The following is a 21,846-nucleotide window of genomic DNA, read 5'->3' as shown; positions in this document are numbered from 1 at the left end:
CTTATGAAAGTGATCGAGGGTGGCTTCCCAGCGCCAAATGCAAAAATTGCTATCGTTATTGCTCGTTTCAACAGTTTTATTAACGAAAGTTTACTTTCTGGTGCAATCGATACTTTAAAACGTCACGGACAAGTTAGCGAAGACAACATCACTGTTGTTCGTTGTCCAGGTGCAGTTGAACTTCCACTTGTAGCGCAGCGCGTTGCAAAAACAGGTAAGTTCGACGCGATTGTATCTCTAGGTACAGTAATTCGTGGCGGTACGCCTCATTTTGACTATGTTTGTAGTGAATGTAATAAAGGTTTGGCGCAAGTGTCTCTGGAATACTCTCTTCCAGTAGCATTCGGTGTGCTAACTGTTGATACGATCGATCAAGCTATTGAACGCGCAGGAACCAAGGCTGGTAATAAAGGTGCAGAAGCTGCACTAAGCGCACTTGAGATGATCAACGTTCTTTCTGAAATCGATTCCTAATGGGGGCCAGTGTGAAACCAGCCGCACGTCGTAACGCACGTCAATTTGCTCTACAAGCAATTTATTCTTGGCAAATTACTAAAGAAAATATTGCCACAGTTGAAGAACAGTTCTTATCTGGTGGTAAGTATGATGAAGAAGAGCATCACGCAGCTGAGCCTGCGCTTGCTATGCCAGAAACAGACGTTGCATACTTCCGCGACCTGCTAACTGGTGTTGCTCTAAGCCACATGGAACTAGACAGCAAACTTCGTCCATTCGTATCTCGCCCGATGCAAGATCTGGACTTAATGGAGCTTGCTCTTCTTCGCCTAGCTATGTACGAGATGACTCGTCGCGAAGATGTACCATACAAAGTGGTCATCAACGAAGCTATCGAACTTGCAAAAGTATTTGCAGCAGAAGACAGCCACAAGTTTGTTAACGGTGTACTTGATAAAGCAGCACCGCACGTTCGTAAGAAATAATACGTTCGACATAGAATCGAAAGGTCAGCAAATATGCTGGCCTTTTTTGTAACTGATGACGGTAATACCAATCGTAGTAAATAACTGCTCACCCTAGCTTGTTAAAATGCTCGATAACTGCGTTAGAATTTTTGATTGTAGAATAACTACTTATCGAAAAATGCTGCCTTGTTCTCAAGCCTTTTTCCTGCGCTATTTTTGAACACTTACTTACTGTGATTGGTATAAAAGAAAGGTAATCACATGTCTGGTGAGTTTAACCTGATTGATAAATACTTCGTAAACCGACAGCCTCAACGTAAGGATGTACATCTTGCCGCAGGTGATGACTGCGCCTTGGTCAAGCCACCAAGTAATGTAGAAATTGCTATCAGCACTGACACCTTAGTTGCGGGGACACACTTTTTAGCCGAAGCGAATCCGGCTTGGGTGGCGCATAAGGCTCTGGCATCGAACATCAGCGATTTGGCTGCTATGGGCGCAACCCCTGCTTGGGTTTCGTTCGCGCTGACCATGCCTGAAGTTGATGAGCAGTGGCTGGCTCCTTTCTGTGACTCCTTTTTTAAGCTTGCGGACTATTTTGGTATTCAACTGATCGGTGGTGATACCACTAAGGGCCCTTTGAGCCTGACGTTGACAGTGCAAGGCTTTGTGCCTGAAGGTAAAGCGCTGCGTCGTGACGGTGCTAAGGTCGGGGATTGGATTTACGTGACAGGTAACCTAGGCGACAGTAAGGCAGGCCTAGAGGTGTTACTTAATCCAGAAGAAAACCAATCTAGACCCTATGCTAGAGAGCTTGAAGAGAGACACTACATTAGCTCTCCGCGAGTGCTTGCTGGTCAGGCTCTTGTGAACCTCGCTTCATCCGCTATTGATATCTCAGATGGCGTAATTGCGGACTTGAAACATATCCTTGAGCGTTCACAAGTGGGCGCGAGCATCGATGTGAGTGCATTGCCTATTTCTCAAGAGCTACGCCAGTTCACATCTGATATTTCAGCAGCCCAGAATTATGCGCTGACCAGTGGTGAAGAGTATGAGCTTTGCTTTACCGTGCCGGAAGAAAATAAAGGTTCATTGGAAAGTGCTCTGTCACACACTGGAACAAAAGTTACCTGCATTGGTCAGATAAGACCTGTAGAATTCTTTGAATTGCATAACAACGGTCAACCACTAAGTTGGGACTTAAGTGGATACGATCATTTTAAGGTAAACGGATGACAAACCCTCTCTCTCTTATTTCACTAAAGAACCCTTGGCACTTGTTGGCTACTGGATTTGGTAGCGGACTGTCACCAGTTGTGCCTGGCACTATGGGGACCTTAGCCTCGATTCCGCTATACCTACTGTTGGTGCAGTTGCCGTTTCCGCTGTATGTGGTGGCTGTGGTTATTAGCTGCGTTATTGGTGTCAAAATTTGTCAGGTCACTTCTGACGACATGGGTGTACACGATCATGGCTCAATTGTCTGGGATGAGTTTGCAGGCTTTTGGATCACCATGAGTCTAGTGCCTTTACTGCAGATACCAACCGATGAGTGGAAGTGGCTGTTGACAGGCTTCGTCCTGTTCCGCTTCTTTGATATGGTGAAGCCATGGCCGATCGGCTGGTTAGACAAACGCATTCATGGCGGTTTAGGCATCATGATTGATGATATCGTCGCGGGCGTGATGGCTGGCATTGCGCTTTACGCCGTGGGGCATTTTGCAGGTTGGTTAGCATAAACTGTTTACGGCGCTCTAGCAGGCTTGTATTGAGTTGGAGCGTCTTAGTTGGTTAGCAACACAATAGAAAACAAGGAATAATAATGTCTAAGAAGGTTTATTGTATTGCTCAGTTTCTGCCAAAAGAGGGCAAACTGAACGAGCTATTCGAAGTGCTAAAAGCGCTTGAGCCAAATACAATGCGTGAAGATGGGTGTATTCAATACACGGTGACGCGCCACTTGCAGAGCCCATTTGCTGAAGGTGAGAGCTACCCTATCGCATTCAACGAGATCTGGGCAGACAATGAAGCGTTTGAAGCGCACTGCCAACGTCGTGAAATTCAACAGTTCTTCCAGCAGCAATGCGTTGAAGAGACTGGCCTAGTTGAGAAGTTTAATGTGTGTATCTACACTGATGAGCCAGAGAACTACGACGCACCGATTCTAAAATAAACATGGTTAAATATAGAGCCTTCTACTTACCAATATTGGTTTGGGTTTTAGGTAAGTAGAGGTTACCTTATTATCTAAAATCACTAAGCTCAAGGTGATTTATATAGTCTCGTCTATATTGTTTTGCTTTTTCTGATAAATTTAATTCTATATAATTTGTGCATTAGTTGCTCATAAAACCTAAACGATTCCTTCATTATGATAGCTTTCGTCGTCTTTCGGCGTTGTCGTTTTCTATTACTGCCAATTTGAGATTTAGTTTGTTTATCTCTGTGAATTATCGCAGGGCTTAAGTGCTGAACTGAAATACCACTTCGCCAAGGCTTTTCGATGAAGTCGTCCACTGGCTCTATGATTTCTTTATACCTTTTTATAAGCTGTTTGGCAGCTTTGGGAGATATAATATATCCGGACGTGCCAGCCGTGGTTCTTTGCGAGTAACCTATATTAAACTTATCATCTACTTGGAAGTTAATTTTTCTTAACTTTTCTTCTCTTTGGTGAGAAATTTTTAAGTAGTTTAAATTATTCTTGCAAAAGGATTGATAAATGTTATTTAACAAAGTAGATAGACGGCCAATGTATTGATCTTCAATTCTAAAGTTGTCTTCTAAGATGATGGTGTTTTCATTATCTTCAACTACTTTTTCCCACATTTTAATATGTGAGTAAGCGCACGCAATTTCAGAATCTGTCAGGAAATAATTTTTTCTTCTAAGGGTTTTCTGAGATGTTTCATTGTGAACGCTTTCATGATTTCTTATTTCATGGATATTTGTGGCGTTGAAAAAGGTAAAGCTTATATTTTCACACGCCATTAGCTCTGATATTTTTCGCCTTCTTTCTTCTGAGGTTATCATACTTAATATCATTATTTGCATTTTTTAGCCTCATTGGAGTTTAGAATAAACATAAGTATGAAATATATGATAACACTTTGCGCGTGACTCATTGGAACATCAGTTAAAGACGCAACAATAAAAACCAGACCGACGAAAGCAAATGTTATGCTTGGGGCGCTTTTACTTTTATACGCCATGATGAAAGGCATCAAGTAAATAATCATTACTAGGGAAAAACCGAGCACACCGTACTTTGCGAAAGAGTCAATGTATTGGTTGTGGTAGTGTGTATAGTGAACGACAGATTGAGAAATGATCCCCGACTCAGCCATAGTGTTTTTGAGCGAGTTGTGATTGTCACCATGGCCCCAAATAGGGTTGTCTTTTATTAATATAAGTCCAGCTTTCCACATTTGAAGTCGTTGACCTATTGAACTTTCGAGCTGTCCGTTTTCGATCAAGCCAGACTCTATTTTAGTGGTCTCAACTCTATGTTCAATTAAGCCACTATTAATGGCAAGTGAAGACATTATTATTACAGATGTTATGATTAATTTTGACTTAATCTCTTTTTTTATCAAGTAACAATATACTACCAAGGCTAAGCTGGCGATAATAAAAGCAAGAGCTGTTCCTCTTGTTTGGCCAAATATTAGTGGATTAAAAGAAAGAGTGAATGATATAAACATCAATGTGTTTATTCTACTTTCTTTATTGAAAAACAAAATACACAAACTTGCGACGGCAAGTGATGCAGAAATGGTAGTATACGGAATAGGGTTGATACTCCAACCTCTGCCTAACTCTTGTATGAAAGTTTGAGTGTAAGTATAGCCAAACGAGAACACAGAACCAGTGAGAATTAGGTAGTGTATGTTGTTTTTTATTTTCAATATTATGGCTTTAGGGGTTAATGAGAACACCAAGAAAAGAACTGCATAAGCTCTAATTAAACTACTACTATAGCCATAGTATTCTTTAGCAATGAAAGATGCTGTTAATAAAGCTACCATTATCCATAAGATCTTATTATCTATTAGATTCTCACGAATTTGTTTGAATCCATACGCAAAGAGTCCAACTAGAGAAGACAAAATCGTAACAATGACAATGTGTTTTTTTGCATCTGGATACAGCAACATTGCGCTAAAAGACCAAAGGATCGGTAGCAACATGATGATGTTAATGATTTTGTTACTCTTGTCTGAGATAAAGGTGTTTTTCATGAATGTGAAATGCTTTATTAAATAGTGTGTTACTTAAATGTCTGCTTACTTAGCAAGGTAGTCGCTAATTGCTTTCTTTATGCCTTTCGCATCTAAGCCAAGTTCTTCGTGTAGCTCACCTTGTGTGCCTTGAGCGATGAACTTATCTGGTAGACCAAGGTTCAATACTGGCATTGGCAGTTTCTCTTGCATTAAGAACTCTACTACACCTGCACCAGCACCGCCGGCAATCGCATTCTCCTCAATCGTTACTAGAACATCGTAGTCAGCGGCCAGTTGCTTGATGAGAGCTTCATCTAGTGGCTTAACAAAGCGCATGTCTGCAACGGTGGCATCCAGTGCATCTGCAGCTTGAAGTGCATTTTCTAGGAATGTACCAAAGCTTAGGATAGCAACCTTAGCGCCATCTTTTTCTAATGAGCTTTCACGAACGATACGGCCTTTACCAATCTCAAGCGCAGTGAACTCGCTTTGAATTTCTGTGCCCATGCCGTTACCGCGAGGGTATCGAACCGCACTTGGACCATTGTGTTGGTGGCCCGTGTAGAGCATTTGACGACATTCGTTTTCATCGCTTGGTGCCATGATCACCATGTTCGGAATGCAGCGCATAAAGCTTAAGTCGAACGCACCTTGGTGAGTCTGACCATCAGCCCCAACAAGACCTGCACGGTCAATGGCGAACATGACTGGTAAATCCATGATAGCGACATCGTGGATCAACTGGTCGTAGCCACGTTGTAGGAAGGTCGAGTAGATAGCGACAATGGGTTTATTACCTGCAATCGCCATGCCTGTTGCTAGTGTCACTGCGTGCTGCTCTGCAATCGCAACATCGAAGTACTGTTCTGGGTACTCTTTCGAGAATCGTACCATGCCAGAGCCTTCACGCATCGCTGGAGTAATTGCCATCAGCTGGGGATCTTGCGCGGCCATATCACACAGAAAGTCACCGAAGATCTTAGAGAAGGTCGGCTTGGCACTGGTGCTCTTTGGCAGGCTAGAGTGTGCAGGATCGAACTTAGGTACACCATGGTAGCCAATGGGATCTTTCTCAGCCGGCTCGTAGCCCTTACCTTTTTTGGTCATGATGTGCAGGAACTGAGGGCCTTTTAGATCTCTCATGTTTTTAAGCGTTTTGATTAGCTCGTTAACATCATGGCCATCCACTGGGCCGATATAGTTAAAGCCAAGTTCTTCAAACATGGTGCCAGGAATGACCATGCCTTTTAGGTGTTCTTCAGTACGACGCACTAGCTCTTTAATCGGTGGAACGCCAGAGAGCACTTTCTTGCCACCTTCACGAATTGACGTGTAAAGATTGCCAGAAAGAACCTGAGCTAAGTGATTGTTAAGCGCACCCACGTTTTCAGAGATCGACATCTCGTTATCGTTAAGGATAACCAGCATATCGTTGTGAACGTCACCGGCGTGGTTCATAGCCTCAAATGCCATACCAGCAGTGATCGCACCATCACCGATTACGCTAACGACTTTACGATCTTTACCCTCTTTTTTGGCACTGATTGCCATACCAAGAGCGGCACTAATAGACGTCGATGAGTGACCAACAGATAGGGTGTCGTATTCGCTCTCTTCTCGCCAAGGGAAAGGGTGTAAGCCGTCTTTCTGGCGGATAGTTGATAGGCGATCACGTCGACCCGTTAAAATTTTATGTGGGTAAGCCTGATGGCCCACATCCCAAACCAACTGATCGAAAGGAGTGTTATATACATAATGTAAAGCGACCGTCAGTTCTACTGTACCTAGGCCTGATGCTAAGTGACCGCTTGATTGGCTCACGGAGTTCAAGAGGTAGGTACGAAGCTCATCGCAGAGCTGTGGAAGCGTCTCTTTTGGTAAAAGACGCAAGTCCTCTGGCTTATCAGCCAAGGCAAGAGTTGGGTACTTTGAAATATCAAGAGTCATAGGTAATGCGCGCTTATTGTCTTAGTTCTTGCGCTCGATGACATATCGGGCGAACTCTTCGAGTGACTGGGTATTGTATGGGATTGCATCTAAAGCTTGAAGCGCTTCGTTCAATAGAGTTTGAGCTTTTTCTTGAGCGCCGTCCAATCCTAACAAAGAAGGATAGGTGCTTTTGTTAAGTTCTTCATCAGAACCCTGTGGTTTACCAAGAGTTTCTGTATCACTAACGATATCGAGAATGTCATCTTGAACCTGAAACGCTAAACCAACCGCATCGGCAAATTTATCAAGTTGTGGTAGCACCTCGAAGGCTTTCTCACCAGCAGAGAGCGCACCTAAACGAATGGCACACTTCATCAATGCCCCTGTTTTGTTGCGATGAACCTCTTCCAGCTCTTGCAGGGAAATAGTGCGGTTCTCCGCTTCCAGATCAAGCGCTTGTCCAATGCACATACCTTGAGCACCAGAGGCTTGAGCTAAGCTTTGAATCATGCGGACACGGTTACTCTCGCCAACTGCACTTAGTGAGCCTTCTGCAAGTATAGTAAAGGCTAGGGTTTGTAGTGCATCGCCGGTAAGAATAGCTGTAGCTTCGTCAAATTTAATATGACAGGTTTGATGACCGCGACGCAGTTCGTCGTCATCCATTGCAGGCAGATCATCATGGATGAGTGAGTAAGCATGGATACACTCAATCGCTGATGCTGGAGTGTCTAGCTCTTCAGCGCTGCAGCCGAGCATTTCCCCTGTGATGTAGACAAGAAATGGACGCGCGCGTTTTCCACCCAGCAATAAGCCATAACGCATAGCCTTGATTAGGTTTTGGTTTTGATGTGGAAGGCGGTCAAGCCATTGGTTTAACTGCTCGTTATTACGTGCTTGATAAGACGTTAAAGTCTCAATCATAGGGGATCTCATACTATTCGTTATTCTGGTTGTGGGTTGAAGTCACTCAGCTCAGCATCTTCGCTGTTTTGCAAAAGAATACTCACGCGCTGCTCTGCGTCGTTGAGTCTGCTTTGACCTGCACGAGCTAGTGCAATTCCACGCTCGAATTTCTTCAGCGCATCATCTAAAGCTAGATCACCATTTTCAAGTTGATCAACTAAGCCATCAAGCTCTTCAATTGCTGCTTCAAAGCTCATATTCTCCGGTTTCTTAGTAGCCATAATAGTTCTGCGTTTGGAAAGATGAGCGAACGTTACCCTAGGGCGTGAAGATGGTCAAATGTAACCAATAAAATTTGCTAGAAAGTTTGTTTTATCGGACGCTTGGCAGTCATAACTGTGTGACTTGAGAAGTGTCTGGTTGGAGAGGGCTGACATTTGATGCGCTTGTTCGTGATGTGCAGTTATTCATAAGTCTTAATGTTATTGCTACTCAAAAGTGTGATACTTAGGCCAAGAATTTTCTAAAAGATCTTACAGTCTTGCCGATAAGAAGATTATTCTCGAGGTAGAACAAGAAAAAGCATGAGGAGTGCTCAGTGGATTTAGCAACCCTAATAGGTTTGATTGGTGGATTTGCCTTCGTGATCATGGCAATGATCTTGGGCGGAAGCCTTGGGATGTTCTATGACACGACTTCGATCTTGATCGTGGTTGGTGGTTCAACCTTTGTGGTCTTGATGAAGTTCACAATGGGCCAGTTCTTTGGCGCGGCAAAGATTGCAGGTAAGGCCTTTATGTTTAAAGCTGACGAGCCCGAAGACTTGATCGCGAAAGTGGTTGAGATGGCTGATGCGGCTCGTAAAGGCGGTTTTCTTGCTCTGGAAGAGATGGAAATCAATAATAGCTTTATGCAGAAGGGCATCGATTTGCTTGTCGATGGTCACGATGCTGACGTAGTAAGGGCGGCATTACAAAAAGATATCGCTCTAACCGATGAACGACATGAGCGTGGTGGCAAAGTATTCAGCGCCTTCGGTGACGTTGCACCAGCGATGGGTATGATTGGTACTCTTGTTGGTCTGGTTGCGATGCTTTCGAACATGGATGATCCAAAAGCGATCGGTCCTGCGATGGCGGTGGCACTCTTAACCACACTTTACGGTGCGATTCTGTCTAATATGGTGTTTTTCCCAATTGCCGACAAACTGGCACTGCGCCGTGAACAAGAGACGCTAAACCGCCGCTTAGTTATGGATGGTGTATTAGCGATTCAAGATGGTCAAAACCCACGTGTTATCGATGGCTACCTGAAGAACTACCTCAATGAGAGTAAACGTCTTCTTGATGGCGAAGCTGATTAAGGAGCTCGGTAATGGAAGAAGAAACGCCCTGTAAATGCCCGCCCCCCGGCTTACCTTTATGGATGGGTACCTTTGCTGACTTGATGTCGCTGCTGATGTGTTTCTTCGTACTGCTGCTCTCTTTCTCAGAGATGGACGTACTGAAGTTTAAACAGATCGCCGGCTCAATGAAGTTTGCCTTTGGTGTACAAAACCGTTTGGAAGTGAAAGACATTCCAAAAGGGACCAGTATCATCGCGCAAGAGTTTCGCCCGGGTCGTCCGGAGCCGACACCGATTGACGTGATTATGCAGCAGACCATAGATGTTACTCAGCAAACGCTTGAATTTCATGAGGGTGAATCTGATCGTGCAGGTGGCACCATGCGTGATCAAGGTAAGATGACCGGCGGCAAGTCGCCAGAGATTTCGACGCATGATAACCAAAATTCTGAGTCAGATAATCAACAGCAGCAGTCTGAAGCGCAATCGCAAGAGATGGAAACCTTAATGGAGAGCATTAAGAAAGCCTTGGAGCGTGAGATTGATCAGGGGGCGATTGAGGTAGAAAACCTTGGTCAGCAGATTGTGATTCGAATTCGAGAAAAAGGGGCGTTCCCTCAAGGTTCGGCGTTCTTGCAACCCAAGTTCCGTCCTTTGGTGAGACAGGTGGCTGAATTGGTGAAAGACGTACCGGGTATTGTTCGTATATCAGGGCATACCGATAACCAGCGCTTGGATTCAGAGTTATATCGTTCAAATTGGGATCTCTCATCTCAGCGAGCGGTATCGGTTGCCCAAGAGATGGAGAAGGTCAGAGGTTTCTCTCACCAGCGACTACGAGTTCGCGGCATGGCAGATACTGAGCCTCTGGAGCCGAATGATACTGACTGGCAAAGAAGTCTTAACCGCCGAGTTGAGATAAGTATCATGCAGGGTGAACCGCTCTACAGTGATGAAGTTCCGGTCGTGACTGAATAGAATCACTTCAATAATCAAGCTTAAATCGAAAGCCCGAGTTATCGAGACTCGGGCTTTTTTGTGGGAAAAACTAAACCTTTCACTGTGTTTAGCAGTACAAATTACGGGGGTTGAGTGCTTATTCCCTGTTGATGATAGGGTTAGGGCAAGCATTCTTTTCCTTGTATGACTTTCTCATGTATAATTCGCGCCCTTAGATTTAGATATGATCTATTCTTGCTTCAAGTGCTCGGTAAAATCTCAGTTTTTTGCTTAGCGCCGAGCCCCTTAAACTTGTTTAATGTTGTGAAAGTACTATGAAATTTATTGTTAAGCCCCATCCGGAAATTTTTGTAAAAAGTGAATCGGTGCGTAAGCGCTTCACAAGGATTCTAGAGTGCAACATTCGCAACGTTATCCAGCGTCGCTGTGAAAGTGTTGCGGTATTCAACCGTCGTGATCATATCGAAGTGACATCTGAGAGCGATAAGTACTACCCAGAAGTGCTTGAGATCCTGACTCAAACTCCAGGTATTCACCACTCTTTGGAAGTTCAGCAGTCTGAATTCAAAGACCTACACGATATTTTCGAGCAGGTATTAGAGCGTAGCCGTGGAGACATCGAAGGTAAGACTTTCTCTGTTCGCGCTAAGCGTCGTGGTAAGCACGAGTTCACGTCTATCGAACTAGAGCGTTACGTTGGTGGTGGTCTAAACCAAGCGGTAGAATCGGCAAGCGTTAAGCTGAAAGATCCAGAAGTGACGGTTAAAGTCGAAATCGCAAACGACAAGCTTAACCAGATCATCGCTCGTCACAAGGGCCTAGGTGGTTTCCCGCTAGGTACGCAAGAAGACGTGCTGAGCCTGATTTCTGGTGGTTTTGATTCTGGCGTTTCAAGCTACCTACACATCAAACGTGGTTCTAAAGTACATTACTGCTTCTTCAACCTAGGCGGTCCTGCACACGAAATCGGTGTTAAGCAAGTCGCTCACTACCTGTGGAACAAGTTTGGTTCTTCTGCAAAAGTGAAATTCATCTCTATCGACTTCGAACCAGTTGTGGCTGAAATTCTTGAGAACGTGGAAGACGGTCAAATGGGCGTTGTTCTTAAGCGTATGTTTATGCGTGCTGGTGGCATGGTGGCAGAGAAGTTCAAGATCGAAGCACTGGTTACAGGTGAAGCACTAGGTCAGGTATCAAGCCAAACGCTGACTAACCTACGTCACATCGATAACGTAACGGACACTTTGATCCTTCGCCCACTGATCAACTGGGACAAAGAAGACATCATCGACCTTGCGCGTAACATTGGTACTGAAGATTTCGCAAAAGTGATGCCTGAATACTGTGGTGTTATCTCTAAGAAGCCAACAGTAAAAGCGAAGAAAGGTAAGCTAGAAGCGGAAGAAGCGAAGTTTAACTTTGAAGTGCTTGAGCAAGTGATTGAGAACGCTCGCGTTATGGACATTCGTGACATCGAGAAAGAGAGCCAGGAGCAAGCACCTGAAGTTGAGCAGGTTCAAGCTGTTGCTGAGCACGCAATCGTACTGGATATTCGTAGCCCTGATGAGGAAGACGAAAACCCACTAGAGATTGATGGTGTTGATGTGAAGCACCTGCCTTTCTACAAGCTCGCAACTCAGTTTGGTGATCTTGACCAGAGCAAAGAGTACCTACTGTACTGTGACCGTGGTGTTATGAGCCGTCTGCAAGCGCTTTACTTACAAGAGCAAGGTTTCTCTAACGTGAAAGTGTACCGTCCTTAGGTCACTCTCCAAAAGTTATCTTAAAAGCCGCTATAACAGCGGCTTTTTTATGGTTCATCGCGGCTTTCCGGGGAAAGCCGCTTTTATCTTCAAGAAGAAGTAGTCAGTATCTCGATAACCATATCCCATTCGCTTGATTAGCTTTATCTTGTTGTTTATCCCTTCAAGCGTGCAGGTATTTAACGGATAACTTGCCGATGCGATAACCCCGTGAAGATATGGTCTGAGTTTTCGTGCAAACTCTTTTAATGGCTTAATCCCACTCTCTTGCACTTGTTCCCACCACGCGTCCCAGAGCCCCTTAGCGTGCCCTTCTGATTCACAATACCAAAGTTCTTTGAGTTGTGCTCCGAGTATATAAGTGGTCATTAAGTCCTTATTGATATTCAATATTTCAGTAAGATAGCTTTCTTGGCGTGTATTTAAGTTGCCTCTATTTTTCAGCAGTACCCAGCGTGAACGCTTCACCCATTGCCTCGCTTTTTTGTCTTGCTTAAGTTTGTTAGCTTGGTCGACTCTAACTCTATCCATCACCTCGCGACCGAACTTAGCGATAACATGGAATAAGTCGTAAACGATTTTTGCGTTCGGACAGTGCGCTTGAACTTCAAGATCGAAAGCCGTATTCATGTCCATCGCGACGGCTTCGATATTTATCCCATGCTCGCCTAATTGCTCGAAGAACGGTCGTATGTCTTTGCGGCTACGACCTAATCCTATCCAAATGACTTGGTGAGTCTTAGCATCAGCGATGACCGTGGCATATCGATGTCCTTTAAAGATGGCGAACTCGTCCATGACGAGTTGCCTTAGGTCTTCCCATTTTATTGACGGTACAACTTGTCTAAGCCGGTGTTTATCTATCTCTTTAATTGTGTGCCAATGAACGCTCGTTAACTGGGAGATATGCTTAATAGGGAGAAGAGGTAATAGTTGTTCTATATAGCTTTTTAGGCGCTTCGTTATGCGAGCATAAGGCTCTAACCAAGATAGAGACTCTGTTTTTATGCCGCAGTCGCGACACTTAATCCTTCGAGTTTGAACGGAAAGTTCAACTGGAACACCGAGTAACATGGCATCCTTTACATGACGCCATTGATACTCATGGATAGCTTCGGCTTCAAGACCACAGAGGCATTTAGCTTCAGAGTTAGGTTTAAGAGTAAGGGTAATAAGTGTTGCTGTCTGGTGAGACTTTACTATTTGAAAGCCTTCCCAGAATGAAGATAGGAAAGTATGATTCGGCATGGAAACGGTAGTTTGTGTATGATTTTTGTTTGGCGACTAAACCATATCACTTACTACCGTTTTTGTTTTAAGTTCCCGCTAATCCGCGATGAACCTTTTTTATTGGTCGTTGAAAACAGAGTGTTCCAAGTAACGGAGCTCTAGGCTTTAGGAAAGTTCTGCGGGAACAGGGCTCTTGCTGCTTCTTCATCGATTGTTGATTTAAAGTCTATCCCACTTTCGATCTCGCGTGCTTTGGCAACGGCTGGGCGCGCATTGATCTGTTCAAACCAGCGCTTTAGGTTTGGATAATCATCGAGTGCATCCTCTCCGAGCACAAATGGTGCTTTGTCTATCCAGCCCCAAGCCGCCATATCGACGATGGTGTATTCTTCACCCACCATGTATGTTTTATCGGCCAGATGATTGTCTAGTACCTCATAGTGCCTTTCTGCTTCACGACGGTAGCGATTCTTTGCGTAAGGAAGATCTTCTGGCGCCGCCTTATGAAAGTGAACCGATTGACCCGAGAAGGGCCCTAGCCCTGATGCGATAAACATCAACCAAGAGAGCAACTCACCGCGCGTTTGTGGCTGACCTGCAAACAGGCCGGTTTTCTCTGATAGATAAAGTAGGATCGCGTTGGAGTCGAAAATGCGGATGCCGTCATCCTCAATCGCAGGTGTTTTGCCGTTTGGGTTAACTAGGCGAAATTCTGGAGTGTGTTGCTCACCTTTGAGTGTGTCGACTGGGACAAGCTCGTAGGCTAGACCTGTCTCTGCAAGGTAGAGTGCAACTTTCATAGGGTTTGGCGTACGGTGGAAGTAGAACTTAATCATCATTGAACTCCTAGTTCGTTATTTGTCGTCGGCACGTCCGTGCTTGTGCATTGACTATAATTCAACATGAACAGTCGTTCAAATTTAATTTGTCAGTTTAAGCATAAATGACTCTGACTAAGAGTGTTTCAATTAGGTGAGCTATTGATAAACGTATTGTTATTAAACGGTAGATAAAAAAACACCGCCATAAAGGCGGTGTAAAGAAATTTGACAGACAGGTCAAAATAAATACAGGAAGTAGATGCCTCGTTTTAGGGGATTACTAAAACAAAACATTTGGTAGAACTCTACCCAACTCGAAAAGTACGAGTTTGCAAACACAACATCGCAGTGACTAAGCCAATTGATTCAGAGAGAATCAAGCCGTTCAGGCTAGTGACTGCGGGAGGAAATATAGAATTTCTCTAGCCGCTAAGCAATGGACAAATTATAATGTTTCAGATAAAAAAAACTAATGCCATTTTAGAGAGTAACTATGTCTCGTCGATTACCCCCACTAAACTCCTTACGAGTGTTTGAAGCTGCGGCTAGACACTTGAGTTTTACGCGTGCAGCAGAAGAGTTGTTTGTTACTCAGGCTGCGGTGAGTCACCAGATAAAATCATTGGAAGAGTTCCTCTCCTTGAAGCTCTTTCGCCGCAGGAATCGCTCTTTACTGCTTACCGAAGAGGGGCAGAGCTACTTCTTAGACATCAAAGATATCTTCACATCGCTTGCCGAGGCGACCGATAAGGTACTTGAGCGAAGTGAGAAAGGTGCGTTGACCATCAGCTTGCCGCCTAGCTTTGCTATCCAGTGGCTGGTGCCTCGTTTGGCCGATTTTAATCAACAAGAGCCTGATATTGATGTTCGTATCAAAGCGGTTGATATGGATGAGGGTTCACTGACAGACGATGTTGATGTCGCTATTTACTACGGGCGAGGTAATTGGCCGGGTTTACGTGCGGACAAACTTTACCAAGAATATCTGATCCCACTGTGTGCACCTTCAATTCTATTGGGCAATAAACCATTAGAGTCACTGAGTGATTTGGCATGTCATACGTTATTGCATGATACCTCTCGTAAAGATTGGAAACAGTTCGCAAAACAAAATGGTATTGATGGGGTTAACGTTAATCATGGCCCTATCTTCAGCCACTCAACCATGGTGCTGCAGGCTGCCGCTCATGGCCAAGGTATCGCATTAGGCAACAACGTATTAGCGCAGCCAGAAATTGAAGCTGGACGTCTGATCGCCCCGTTTGATGAAGTGTTAATTAGTAAGAACGCTTTTTATGTCGTGTGTCATGACAAACAGGCAGACATGGGACGTATTGCGACATTCCGTGATTGGATGTTGGCGAAAGCACAGAGTGAACAAGAGGAACTACTCGATGAATAATTGGCTGATTGATGGTGAAGAGCATAGCCAGTATACCTTTGTGTTTGCTCACGGTGCTGGCGCAGGTATGGATCATGAATTCATGCAGTCAGTCGCTAAGGGACTAGCGTTTAAGGGGATTCGCGTGATTCGATTCAACTTCCCTTATATGATCAAACGCGCTGAAGACGGTAAACGTCGACCGCCAGATCGTGCGCCTAAGCTATTGGAGGCGTACCAAGAAGTGATTGAGAAGATCGATACGCAACAATTAGTCATTGGTGGTAAATCGATGGGTGGGCGCATGGCCAGTCACTTATCTGATCACGACAAAGTGGCTGGTGTGGCGTGTTTGGGCTTCCCTTTTCACCCGCCGGGTAAACCGGACAAGTACAAAGGTGAGCACCTAGCTGAGCTGAGTAAAGCGTGTCTTATCTTACAGGGAGAGCGCGATACCTTTGGTAAGCGTGAAGAGTTTCCCGCGTTTAACCTCTCTGACTCAGTCTCTGTTGAGTTTATTCCGGATGGTGACCATAGTTTCAAGCCGCGTAAGAGCTCAGGGCATACTGAACAGCAAAACATTGCACTAGCGGTTGAGAAACTGGCTAAGTTCATTAAAGGAGCCATCGATGAAAAGTAAGGGGTTACTTACCTTTGCGGGCGTCTCTGGCGCGATTGCGGTGATGCTTGGGGCATTCGCAGCACACGGACTTAAATCTCAGCTAGCCCCTTATCTATTGGGTGTGTTCGAGACCGGTGTCTTGTATCAGTTCATCCATACCTTCGCGATTGTGGCGTGTGCTATCTTGCTGCAACTGAAACTTGGTGCTAAATCACAAAAATATTTTTTCATTGCGGCAATTTGCTTTATCATCGGCATCCTTTGTTTTAGTGGCAGCCTCTATGCGCTGGCGCTGACAGGAATTAAATGGTTTGGTCCAATAACGCCGTTAGGTGGACTACTATTTATCATTGGTTGGGGAGTCTTCTCCTTCGCTGCTTTGAATATAAAAGAGGTAACTCAGTGAAACACGTACTACTTTATTGTCGCTCTGGTTTTGAAAAAGAATGTGCTGGCGAAATTCAAGACAAAGCAACACAGCTGGAAGTGTTTGGTTTTCCTCGCTTAAAAAACAATACGGGCTTTGTATTGTTTGAGTGTTATCAAGATGGCGAAGCGGATCGTTTGATCAAAGAAATTGATTTCCAGTCGCTGATCTTTGCTCGTCAAATGCTAGCAGTAGCCGTTGAAATCAAAGATCTGCCAAAAGATGATCGCATCTCTCCAATCCTTGATGAGCTGGCAGACAAAGAAGGTTTCCCACGCTGTGGCGACATTCGTATCGAAACGCCAGATACTAACGAAGCGAAGGAGCTACTGAAGTTCTGTCGTAAGTTTACCGTGCCGATGCGTCAAGCGATGCGTGGTAAGGGTTTGATGACCGCGAAAGATAATCCGAAGAAGCCAGTACTTCATCTATGTTTCATCGCACCGGGTCACTGCTTTGTTGGCTACTCTTACCCGAACAACAACTCTCAGTTTTTCATGGGTATCCCACGTCTTAAGTTCCCAGCAGACGCGCCAAGCCGTTCAACGCTGAAACTTGAGGAAGCATTCCACGTTTTCATCCCGCGTGATGAGTGGGATGAGCGTCTTGCTCCGGGTATGTGGGGTGTAGATTTAGGTGCGTGTCCGGGCGGTTGGACTTACCAACTGGTGAAGCGCTCTATGTTCGTTCACTGTGTCGATAACGGCATGATGGCGGATAGCCTGATGGAAACAGGTCAGATCAAACACCACATGGTGGATGGTTTCAAATTTGAGCCAGACCGTAAGAACGTTACTTGGATCATCTGTGACATGGTTGAGAAGCCAGCGCGTGTTGCACACCTAATGGGCGAGTGGATCATCAAAGGTTGGGCGAAGGAAGCGCTGTTTAACCTCAAGCTGCCGATGAAGGGGCGTTACGATGAGGTTCTTCAAGATATCGAGAACCTAAAGCAGTTCCTAATCGAAAATAAAGTGAAGTTTAAGATGCAGGCGAAGCACTTGTACCATGACCGTGAAGAGATCACAGTACATATTCAGTCGCTTTCTAACATCTCTCCGCACTAATCGAAATCGATAGTCGTGTTGAAAAAATGCTCCTAATTGGGAGCATTTTTTATGCGCGTCAGATACCGGCGCTATTTGCCTTTCCTAGCCTATGGCTGAGGGTCGTAGCGCAGGTCTTGTAAATTGAAGCCAAGGTCGATGTCTGTCTTAAGTGCCGAAACCTGTTTACAGACACGTGCCGATTCAATATGTTCATCGAACTTTTTGCGATATTTTTTCGGCAGGTCTTCAGCTTGGTAGGCCGCTTCTATATCTGGATAATTGGTTAAGATCTCTTTAGCTGCTTTAGGTCCAATCCCTGGGATTCCGGGTACTTGACTAGAGCTTACGCCGGTTAAACCCCAATAGTCGGCAAGTTGACTCGGTTTAACGCCAAACTCCGCTTCGATAAAAGGTGTGTCTAACCAGCGTTGCTGGAAGTAATCACGAATTTGCAGAGTGGGAGAGAGCAACTGACAGTAGCCTTTATCCGTTGAGATAATCGTGACCTTCTGACCGCGGTCTGCCACTTTTTTGGCAAGCGTTGCGACTAAATCATCCGCTTCATCCCCATCGGATAACAGAGAATCGATGCCTAGATCCCACCAAGCTTGTTGAATAGCATCTAATCCAGCCATTAATGGTTCAGGCATGGGTTTACGGTTCTCCTTGTAGCTTGGTAAGAGCTCCGCGCGCCAGCCACGATCTTGTAGATGATGATCAAACACCGCTATGATATGACTTGGTTTCGATTCTTTGGTGATGTTGTTTAGCGTTCGCGTCGTGGTGGTGATGGTTCTTGCAATATCGCTTGGGTCCGGCTGTGCAGAGTGAACACGGCGGATGAGGTTAAGGGCATCGATAATAACAAGATGGATAGACATAAGTTTCCAATAACTAAACAATAAAAAAGGGGCGGATGAACTCGCCCCTTATAGTAACGTATCACTTAAGTAGTTGAAATGCTCTGATCAGAATGGTCAGTCATTGTTTTGAGCAATCTTATAACACGGCACGTAATCGCTGCCACCCGGCAACTTCATACGGTGCTGCTCGACAAAGTCGTTGAGCAATCTGTCCATTTTCGCCATTAGCGCTTTATCCCCGTCAATGATGAATGGGCCGTGTTTTTCAATCTCGAGAATGCCCTCTGCCTTAACATTACCCGCTACAACGCCCGAGAAAGCTTTACGCAGATTGGCCGCTAAGCTCTCGGCCTTCTGATCCATGTGTAAGTCGAGTGCTGCCATAGATTCATGAGTTGGTTCAAATGGCAGTTGGAACTCAGGCTCAATATGCAGTGACCAGTTAAAGCTGTACGCATCACCGGTCTCTTTACGGTGTGAACGTACCGCAGGCATCGCTTGCTTCATAATTTTCGCTGCTTTAGCAGGATCATCGATTACGATCTCATAGTGTTTCTGCGCTTCTTTACCCAGTGTCTCTCCGATAAAACGGTCAATAGAGCGGAAATACTCTTCACTCTCTTTTGAGCCTGTTAACACAATCGGCATTGGCTGATCTGCATTGTTCGGATGCATCATGATACCTAGGATATAGAGCAGCTCTTCCGCCGTACCCGGCCCCCCAGGGAAGATGATGATGCCATGCGCCATACGCACAAAGGCTTCGAGACGTTTCTCTATGTCCGGCATGATCACTAACTCATTCACAATTGGGTTTGGTGGCTCTGCGGCAATGATCGATGGCTCGGTTAAGCCCAAGTAGCGGTGTTGAGTATAACGCTGCTTCGCATGACCAATGGCCGCTCCCTTCATAGGCCCTTCCATCGCGCCGGGGCCACAGCCGGTACAGATATTGAGTTCACGTAGGCCAAGTTCATTGCCCACTTCGCGAGTGTACTGGTATTCGCTGGCATTGATCGAGTGACCACCCCAACAAACAACTAAGTTAGGTTCTATGCCCGGTGTTAATGCGCCGGCGTTTCTCAAAATGCCAAATACTAAGTTGGTGATATGCGTCGTATTGGTTAGGTTGAGCTTTTGGTTATCGGCAAGGTGCATGTTGACGTACACAATGTCGCGCAACACAGAAAACAGGTGCTCTTGAATACCTTTGATGATTTCGCCATCAACAAAGGCGTGCTCAGGTGGATTGTGAAGCTCGAGCTTTATGCCGCGCTCGCGTCGTATCACCTCAACATCGAAAGAGAGGTATTTATCCAGCAGCTCTTTTGAGTTGTCGGTGTGGCTGCCTGAGTTGAGTACCGCGAGGGTACAGTTGCGATACAACTGATAGAGATCACTGGATGCGGTTTTTTTAAGGCGCTCAACTTCCAGTTGAGAGAGTAAATCCATGCTACCGGTAGGACTGATATGAGTGATCATAGTGCCTCCTTGTTGAATAAGAGTCGGAGAGACAAGATGTGACGTCACCCTCAAACTCGGGAGTAGTGAAGCAAGGTATACAAAGCCAGAGGGCATTGGGTGATAATCACGTAATTTTATGCCTTGCTAAATGGTCTTGGCACAGGCTTTATCGCCAGAAAAGGCTTGTTAAGCAAATGTTAATCATTAGCTTAGCAAATAATTTGCTATTTGGTATGTGATAAGTATTTGAAAAAGAGAAATAATTTCTTGAAAAGAGCTCGTTATTGCCAAACCAGCTGGTTGGTTCCACGCTGTTTTGCCTTATTTAGGATACGATTTAGGCGCTCAAGTACCTCTTCAGGTGTATCCGATTGGCCAAATTGAGTACTTGCTGCACATAGAGTGATGGTGATCTGCTGATCGCGGAACTTAAAGGGCAGTCGGCTCACTTGTGTCTGAATGCTCTGAATCACTTGATGGCAGTATTCATCATTCTGCTCTGGCAGCAGTAGAATAAATTCTTCACCAGAAAAACGAGCCACAGTGTCAGTCTTGGACAGCTCCTTACTCATAGTGCGCGCAATGATCTTCAGAGCTTTGTCACCAGCAGTGTAACCGAAACTATCGTTGATAGCTTTAAAGTTATCAATATCAAGCAGCACTACACGTAGCGGGTGCTGAGCTCGAATCCAACGACGGTACTCTAACTCTAGGCGGTCGGTAAATGCAGTGCGGTTGTACACCTTAGTGAGAGGATCGAGCAACATACGCTGCGCTTGATCTTCAAGGCGTCGGCGGTACTCTTGGGTGGTTTCATACAAAGAATCGAGCTGAGTTTTGCCGTAGTTCATGCGCTCGATCAGAGCTTGTTCTTTTTGCTCTGCGTGGCTAAGTCTTTCTGATAGCGAGGCGATTTCGTTAAGTAGCGGTGTGATCGACTGCTTCAAAACATGGATATCGGTAGCTTTCTCTACGGATTGCTGGCTTTTTCCCACTAAGTTGCCGAGCTCGTTATTGAGGCTTTGGCGATGTTCAAAGTAGGTTTGGCTTTGGTCACTGTTCTGGTCTGCCGTTTTAATGCTTGACGAGAGAGAGGCATTAAGTTGCTCAAGGAACTGTTCAGACTTCTTGCGCTCTAGGTTTGTCCCTTCAATCACCAACTTCAACACTTGCAGTGTCAGTTCAAATAGATTTTGAGTAGAAACGCCAAGCAGAAGCTTCGCTCGGATGTCGATCAATAAATCTCCTGATTCCCCCTCGAAGTCGAGTTCGGTGATCAGGTGTTGCAGCTCGGTTGATAGTTCTGAGAGTAGGCTTTGCTCTGGAGAGCAATCGGCATCGGAAAAATGAGAACGGGAATTTGTCGCCATAATTTTCACTGCGCGCTCGTAGATGCTGAGCAGTTTCATTGCATGGTCGATTTTTTGACTACCATTGGCTTCAGAAAAACTCAGTAGATTACGCAAGTCGCGTTTAATCTGAGCTGGTAAGCCTGTTACACGTTGCAGTGTTTCACCACTGTGCTTAATGCTTTCGTCTAGATACCCGTTCTGTTTTTCCATAGCCACCGTTTTTTGTTTTAGCATACGCTCCAAAACGGCCAGCTTCGGAATCATTGAGCTGACATCTTTCTGTTTTTGCAGCGCTTCCCTAAGGGCGATTAAGTTTTCATCAAGGTGCTCATTGGTGCCGACACAAGCATCGCTTAAAGATGTGACAATACGTTTCAGGACCTTCTGTTCACGTATGAACTTGAACGAGGTGTCTCTCTGATTCAGACGAGCTTGATCTAACTGAGTTTTCAGTTGATGCAGCTGAGCCTGTATGTCTTTTTCGAGAATGCCCATAGGTCAATAAATTAGTGCCACATAGATCGCTGACGATCGCTTTGATGAAATGCCAATCTATCGATAATAACAAAACTAAAAATAAGGTCAC

The 21,846-nt window shown here is 45.1% G+C and carries 22 protein-coding genes; 12 read left to right on the top strand and 10 right to left on the bottom strand.

Translation table 11 applies throughout. The features are described 5' to 3' along the window. The first annotated feature begins 3 nt into the window (after positions 1–3). The 5 genes from ribH (at position 4) to AC6I7V_RS10580 (ending at position 3,099) form a co-directional block, all read left to right on the top strand. Positions 4–474 (top strand): 6,7-dimethyl-8-ribityllumazine synthase, encoded by a 471-nt coding sequence (ribH, locus tag AC6I7V_RS10600; protein ID WP_004741508.1) that lies wholly within the window; start codon positions 4–6, stop codon positions 472–474. Continuing rightward, complete coding sequence (gene nusB, locus AC6I7V_RS10595; RefSeq protein WP_004734399.1) at positions 474–941, top strand: transcription antitermination factor NusB; 468 nt, start codon at positions 474–476, stop codon at positions 939–941. The genes ribH and nusB overlap by 1 nt, the downstream gene beginning before the upstream one ends. Before the next feature lie 243 nt (positions 942–1,184). Continuing rightward, positions 1,185–2,162 (top strand): thiamine-phosphate kinase, encoded by a 978-nt coding sequence (thiL, locus tag AC6I7V_RS10590; protein ID WP_498010846.1) that lies wholly within the window; start codon positions 1,185–1,187, stop codon positions 2,160–2,162. Next, positions 2,159–2,665: a phosphatidylglycerophosphatase A gene (gene pgpA / locus AC6I7V_RS10585; RefSeq protein WP_255230055.1), complete on the top strand. Its 507-nt coding sequence runs from the start codon at positions 2,159–2,161 to the stop codon at positions 2,663–2,665. The genes thiL and pgpA overlap by 4 nt, the downstream gene beginning before the upstream one ends. Before the next feature lie 83 nt (positions 2,666–2,748). After that, positions 2,749–3,099 (top strand): putative quinol monooxygenase, encoded by a 351-nt coding sequence (locus tag AC6I7V_RS10580; protein WP_498010845.1) that lies wholly within the window; start codon positions 2,749–2,751, stop codon positions 3,097–3,099. A 113-nt stretch (positions 3,100–3,212) separates the two neighbouring features. On the opposite strand, the gene AC6I7V_RS10575 is transcribed toward AC6I7V_RS10580, so the two are convergent. Genes AC6I7V_RS10575 through xseB form a run of 5 tightly spaced genes read right to left on the bottom strand, consistent with a single transcriptional unit; the run spans position 3,213 to position 8,265 of the window. Next, on the bottom strand, positions 3,213–3,980 hold the full coding sequence (locus AC6I7V_RS10575) for a glycosyltransferase family 25 protein (protein WP_255230058.1): 768 nt from the start codon (positions 3,978–3,980) through the stop codon (positions 3,213–3,215). Beyond that, the gene (locus AC6I7V_RS10570; RefSeq protein ID WP_498010844.1) at positions 3,971–5,167 is read right to left on the bottom strand and encodes an O-antigen ligase family protein; all 1,197 of its coding nucleotides are present in this window, start codon (positions 5,165–5,167) and stop codon (positions 3,971–3,973) included. Before AC6I7V_RS10570 ends, AC6I7V_RS10575 begins: the two co-directional genes overlap by 10 nt. A 45-nt stretch (positions 5,168–5,212) precedes the next feature. Then, entirely contained in the window at positions 5,213–7,096 is a 1,884-nt protein-coding gene (gene dxs, locus AC6I7V_RS10565) for a 1-deoxy-D-xylulose-5-phosphate synthase (RefSeq protein WP_498010843.1), read from the bottom strand. Positions 7,097–7,117: 21 nt separating this feature from the next. After that, a complete protein-coding gene (ispA, locus tag AC6I7V_RS10560; RefSeq protein WP_255230061.1) occupies positions 7,118–8,002 on the bottom strand; it encodes a (2E,6E)-farnesyl diphosphate synthase in 885 nt (294 codons plus the stop codon). Between the two features lie 20 nt (positions 8,003–8,022). After that, complete coding sequence (gene xseB / locus AC6I7V_RS10555) at positions 8,023–8,265, bottom strand: exodeoxyribonuclease VII small subunit (RefSeq protein WP_255230062.1); 243 nt, start codon at positions 8,263–8,265, stop codon at positions 8,023–8,025. Between the two features lie 317 nt (positions 8,266–8,582). Between xseB and pomA the strand changes: the two genes are divergently transcribed. The 3 genes from pomA to thiI all read left to right on the top strand — a co-directional run bounded on the left by pomA (position 8,583) and on the right by thiI (position 12,051). After that, positions 8,583–9,347 carry a flagellar motor protein PomA gene (gene pomA / locus AC6I7V_RS10550; protein WP_255230064.1) on the top strand — a complete coding sequence of 255 codons (765 nt, stop codon included), beginning with the start codon at positions 8,583–8,585 and terminating at the stop codon, positions 9,345–9,347. Between the two features lie 11 nt (positions 9,348–9,358). Then, positions 9,359–10,306 carry a flagellar motor protein MotB gene (locus AC6I7V_RS10545; RefSeq protein WP_255230065.1) on the top strand — a complete coding sequence of 316 codons (948 nt, stop codon included), beginning with the start codon at positions 9,359–9,361 and terminating at the stop codon, positions 10,304–10,306. 296 nt (positions 10,307–10,602) lie between these two features. Beyond that, positions 10,603–12,051, top strand: coding sequence for a tRNA uracil 4-sulfurtransferase ThiI (gene thiI, locus AC6I7V_RS10540; protein ID WP_032551649.1), 1,449 nt, complete (start codon positions 10,603–10,605; stop codon positions 12,049–12,051). A gap of 54 nt (positions 12,052–12,105) precedes the next feature. Here the strand turns inward: thiI and AC6I7V_RS10535 are convergent, their stop codons facing one another. Next, positions 12,106–13,299 (bottom strand): ISL3 family transposase, encoded by a 1,194-nt coding sequence (locus AC6I7V_RS10535; protein ID WP_498010837.1) that lies wholly within the window; start codon positions 13,297–13,299, stop codon positions 12,106–12,108. A 140-nt stretch (positions 13,300–13,439) separates the two neighbouring features. Further along, entirely contained in the window at positions 13,440–14,117 is a 678-nt protein-coding gene (locus AC6I7V_RS10530) for a glutathione S-transferase family protein (protein ID WP_498011676.1), read from the bottom strand. Between the two features lie 478 nt (positions 14,118–14,595). On the opposite strand from AC6I7V_RS10530, the gene AC6I7V_RS10525 reads away from it, so the two are divergent. Genes AC6I7V_RS10525 through rlmM form a run of 4 tightly spaced genes read left to right on the top strand, consistent with a single transcriptional unit; the run spans position 14,596 to position 17,599 of the window. After that, positions 14,596–15,504: a transcriptional regulator GcvA gene (locus AC6I7V_RS10525; protein ID WP_032551652.1), complete on the top strand. Its 909-nt coding sequence runs from the start codon at positions 14,596–14,598 to the stop codon at positions 15,502–15,504. Beyond that, positions 15,497–16,123, top strand: a complete 627-nt coding sequence (locus tag AC6I7V_RS10520; protein ID WP_498010842.1) for an alpha/beta fold hydrolase — start codon at positions 15,497–15,499, stop codon at positions 16,121–16,123. The genes AC6I7V_RS10525 and AC6I7V_RS10520 overlap by 8 nt, the downstream gene beginning before the upstream one ends. Continuing rightward, complete coding sequence (locus AC6I7V_RS10515) at positions 16,113–16,511, top strand: DUF423 domain-containing protein (protein ID WP_255230069.1); 399 nt, start codon at positions 16,113–16,115, stop codon at positions 16,509–16,511. Before AC6I7V_RS10520 ends, AC6I7V_RS10515 begins: the two co-directional genes overlap by 11 nt. Then, positions 16,508–17,599: a 23S rRNA (cytidine(2498)-2'-O)-methyltransferase RlmM gene (gene rlmM, locus AC6I7V_RS10510; protein ID WP_150869153.1), complete on the top strand. Its 1,092-nt coding sequence runs from the start codon at positions 16,508–16,510 to the stop codon at positions 17,597–17,599. Before AC6I7V_RS10515 ends, rlmM begins: the two co-directional genes overlap by 4 nt. Before the next feature lie 89 nt (positions 17,600–17,688). On the opposite strand, the gene xni is transcribed toward rlmM, so the two are convergent. From xni to AC6I7V_RS10495, 3 genes are all read right to left on the bottom strand, one after another. Continuing rightward, complete coding sequence (gene xni, locus AC6I7V_RS10505) at positions 17,689–18,462, bottom strand: flap endonuclease Xni (protein ID WP_255230071.1); 774 nt, start codon at positions 18,460–18,462, stop codon at positions 17,689–17,691. A gap of 96 nt (positions 18,463–18,558) precedes the next feature. Continuing rightward, positions 18,559–19,926: a nucleotide 5'-monophosphate nucleosidase PpnN gene (gene ppnN, locus AC6I7V_RS10500; protein WP_498010841.1), complete on the bottom strand. Its 1,368-nt coding sequence runs from the start codon at positions 19,924–19,926 to the stop codon at positions 18,559–18,561. A 263-nt stretch (positions 19,927–20,189) separates the two neighbouring features. After that, the gene (locus AC6I7V_RS10495; protein ID WP_498010840.1) at positions 20,190–21,755 is read right to left on the bottom strand and encodes a GGDEF domain-containing protein; all 1,566 of its coding nucleotides are present in this window, start codon (positions 21,753–21,755) and stop codon (positions 20,190–20,192) included. Positions 21,756–21,846: the final 91 nt, after the last annotated feature.

Source organism: Vibrio sp. KUL70 (assembly GCF_059725515.1).
The sequence above is the reverse complement of the archived record's forward strand: the minus strand, read 5'-3'. Positions and strand labels throughout refer to the sequence as shown.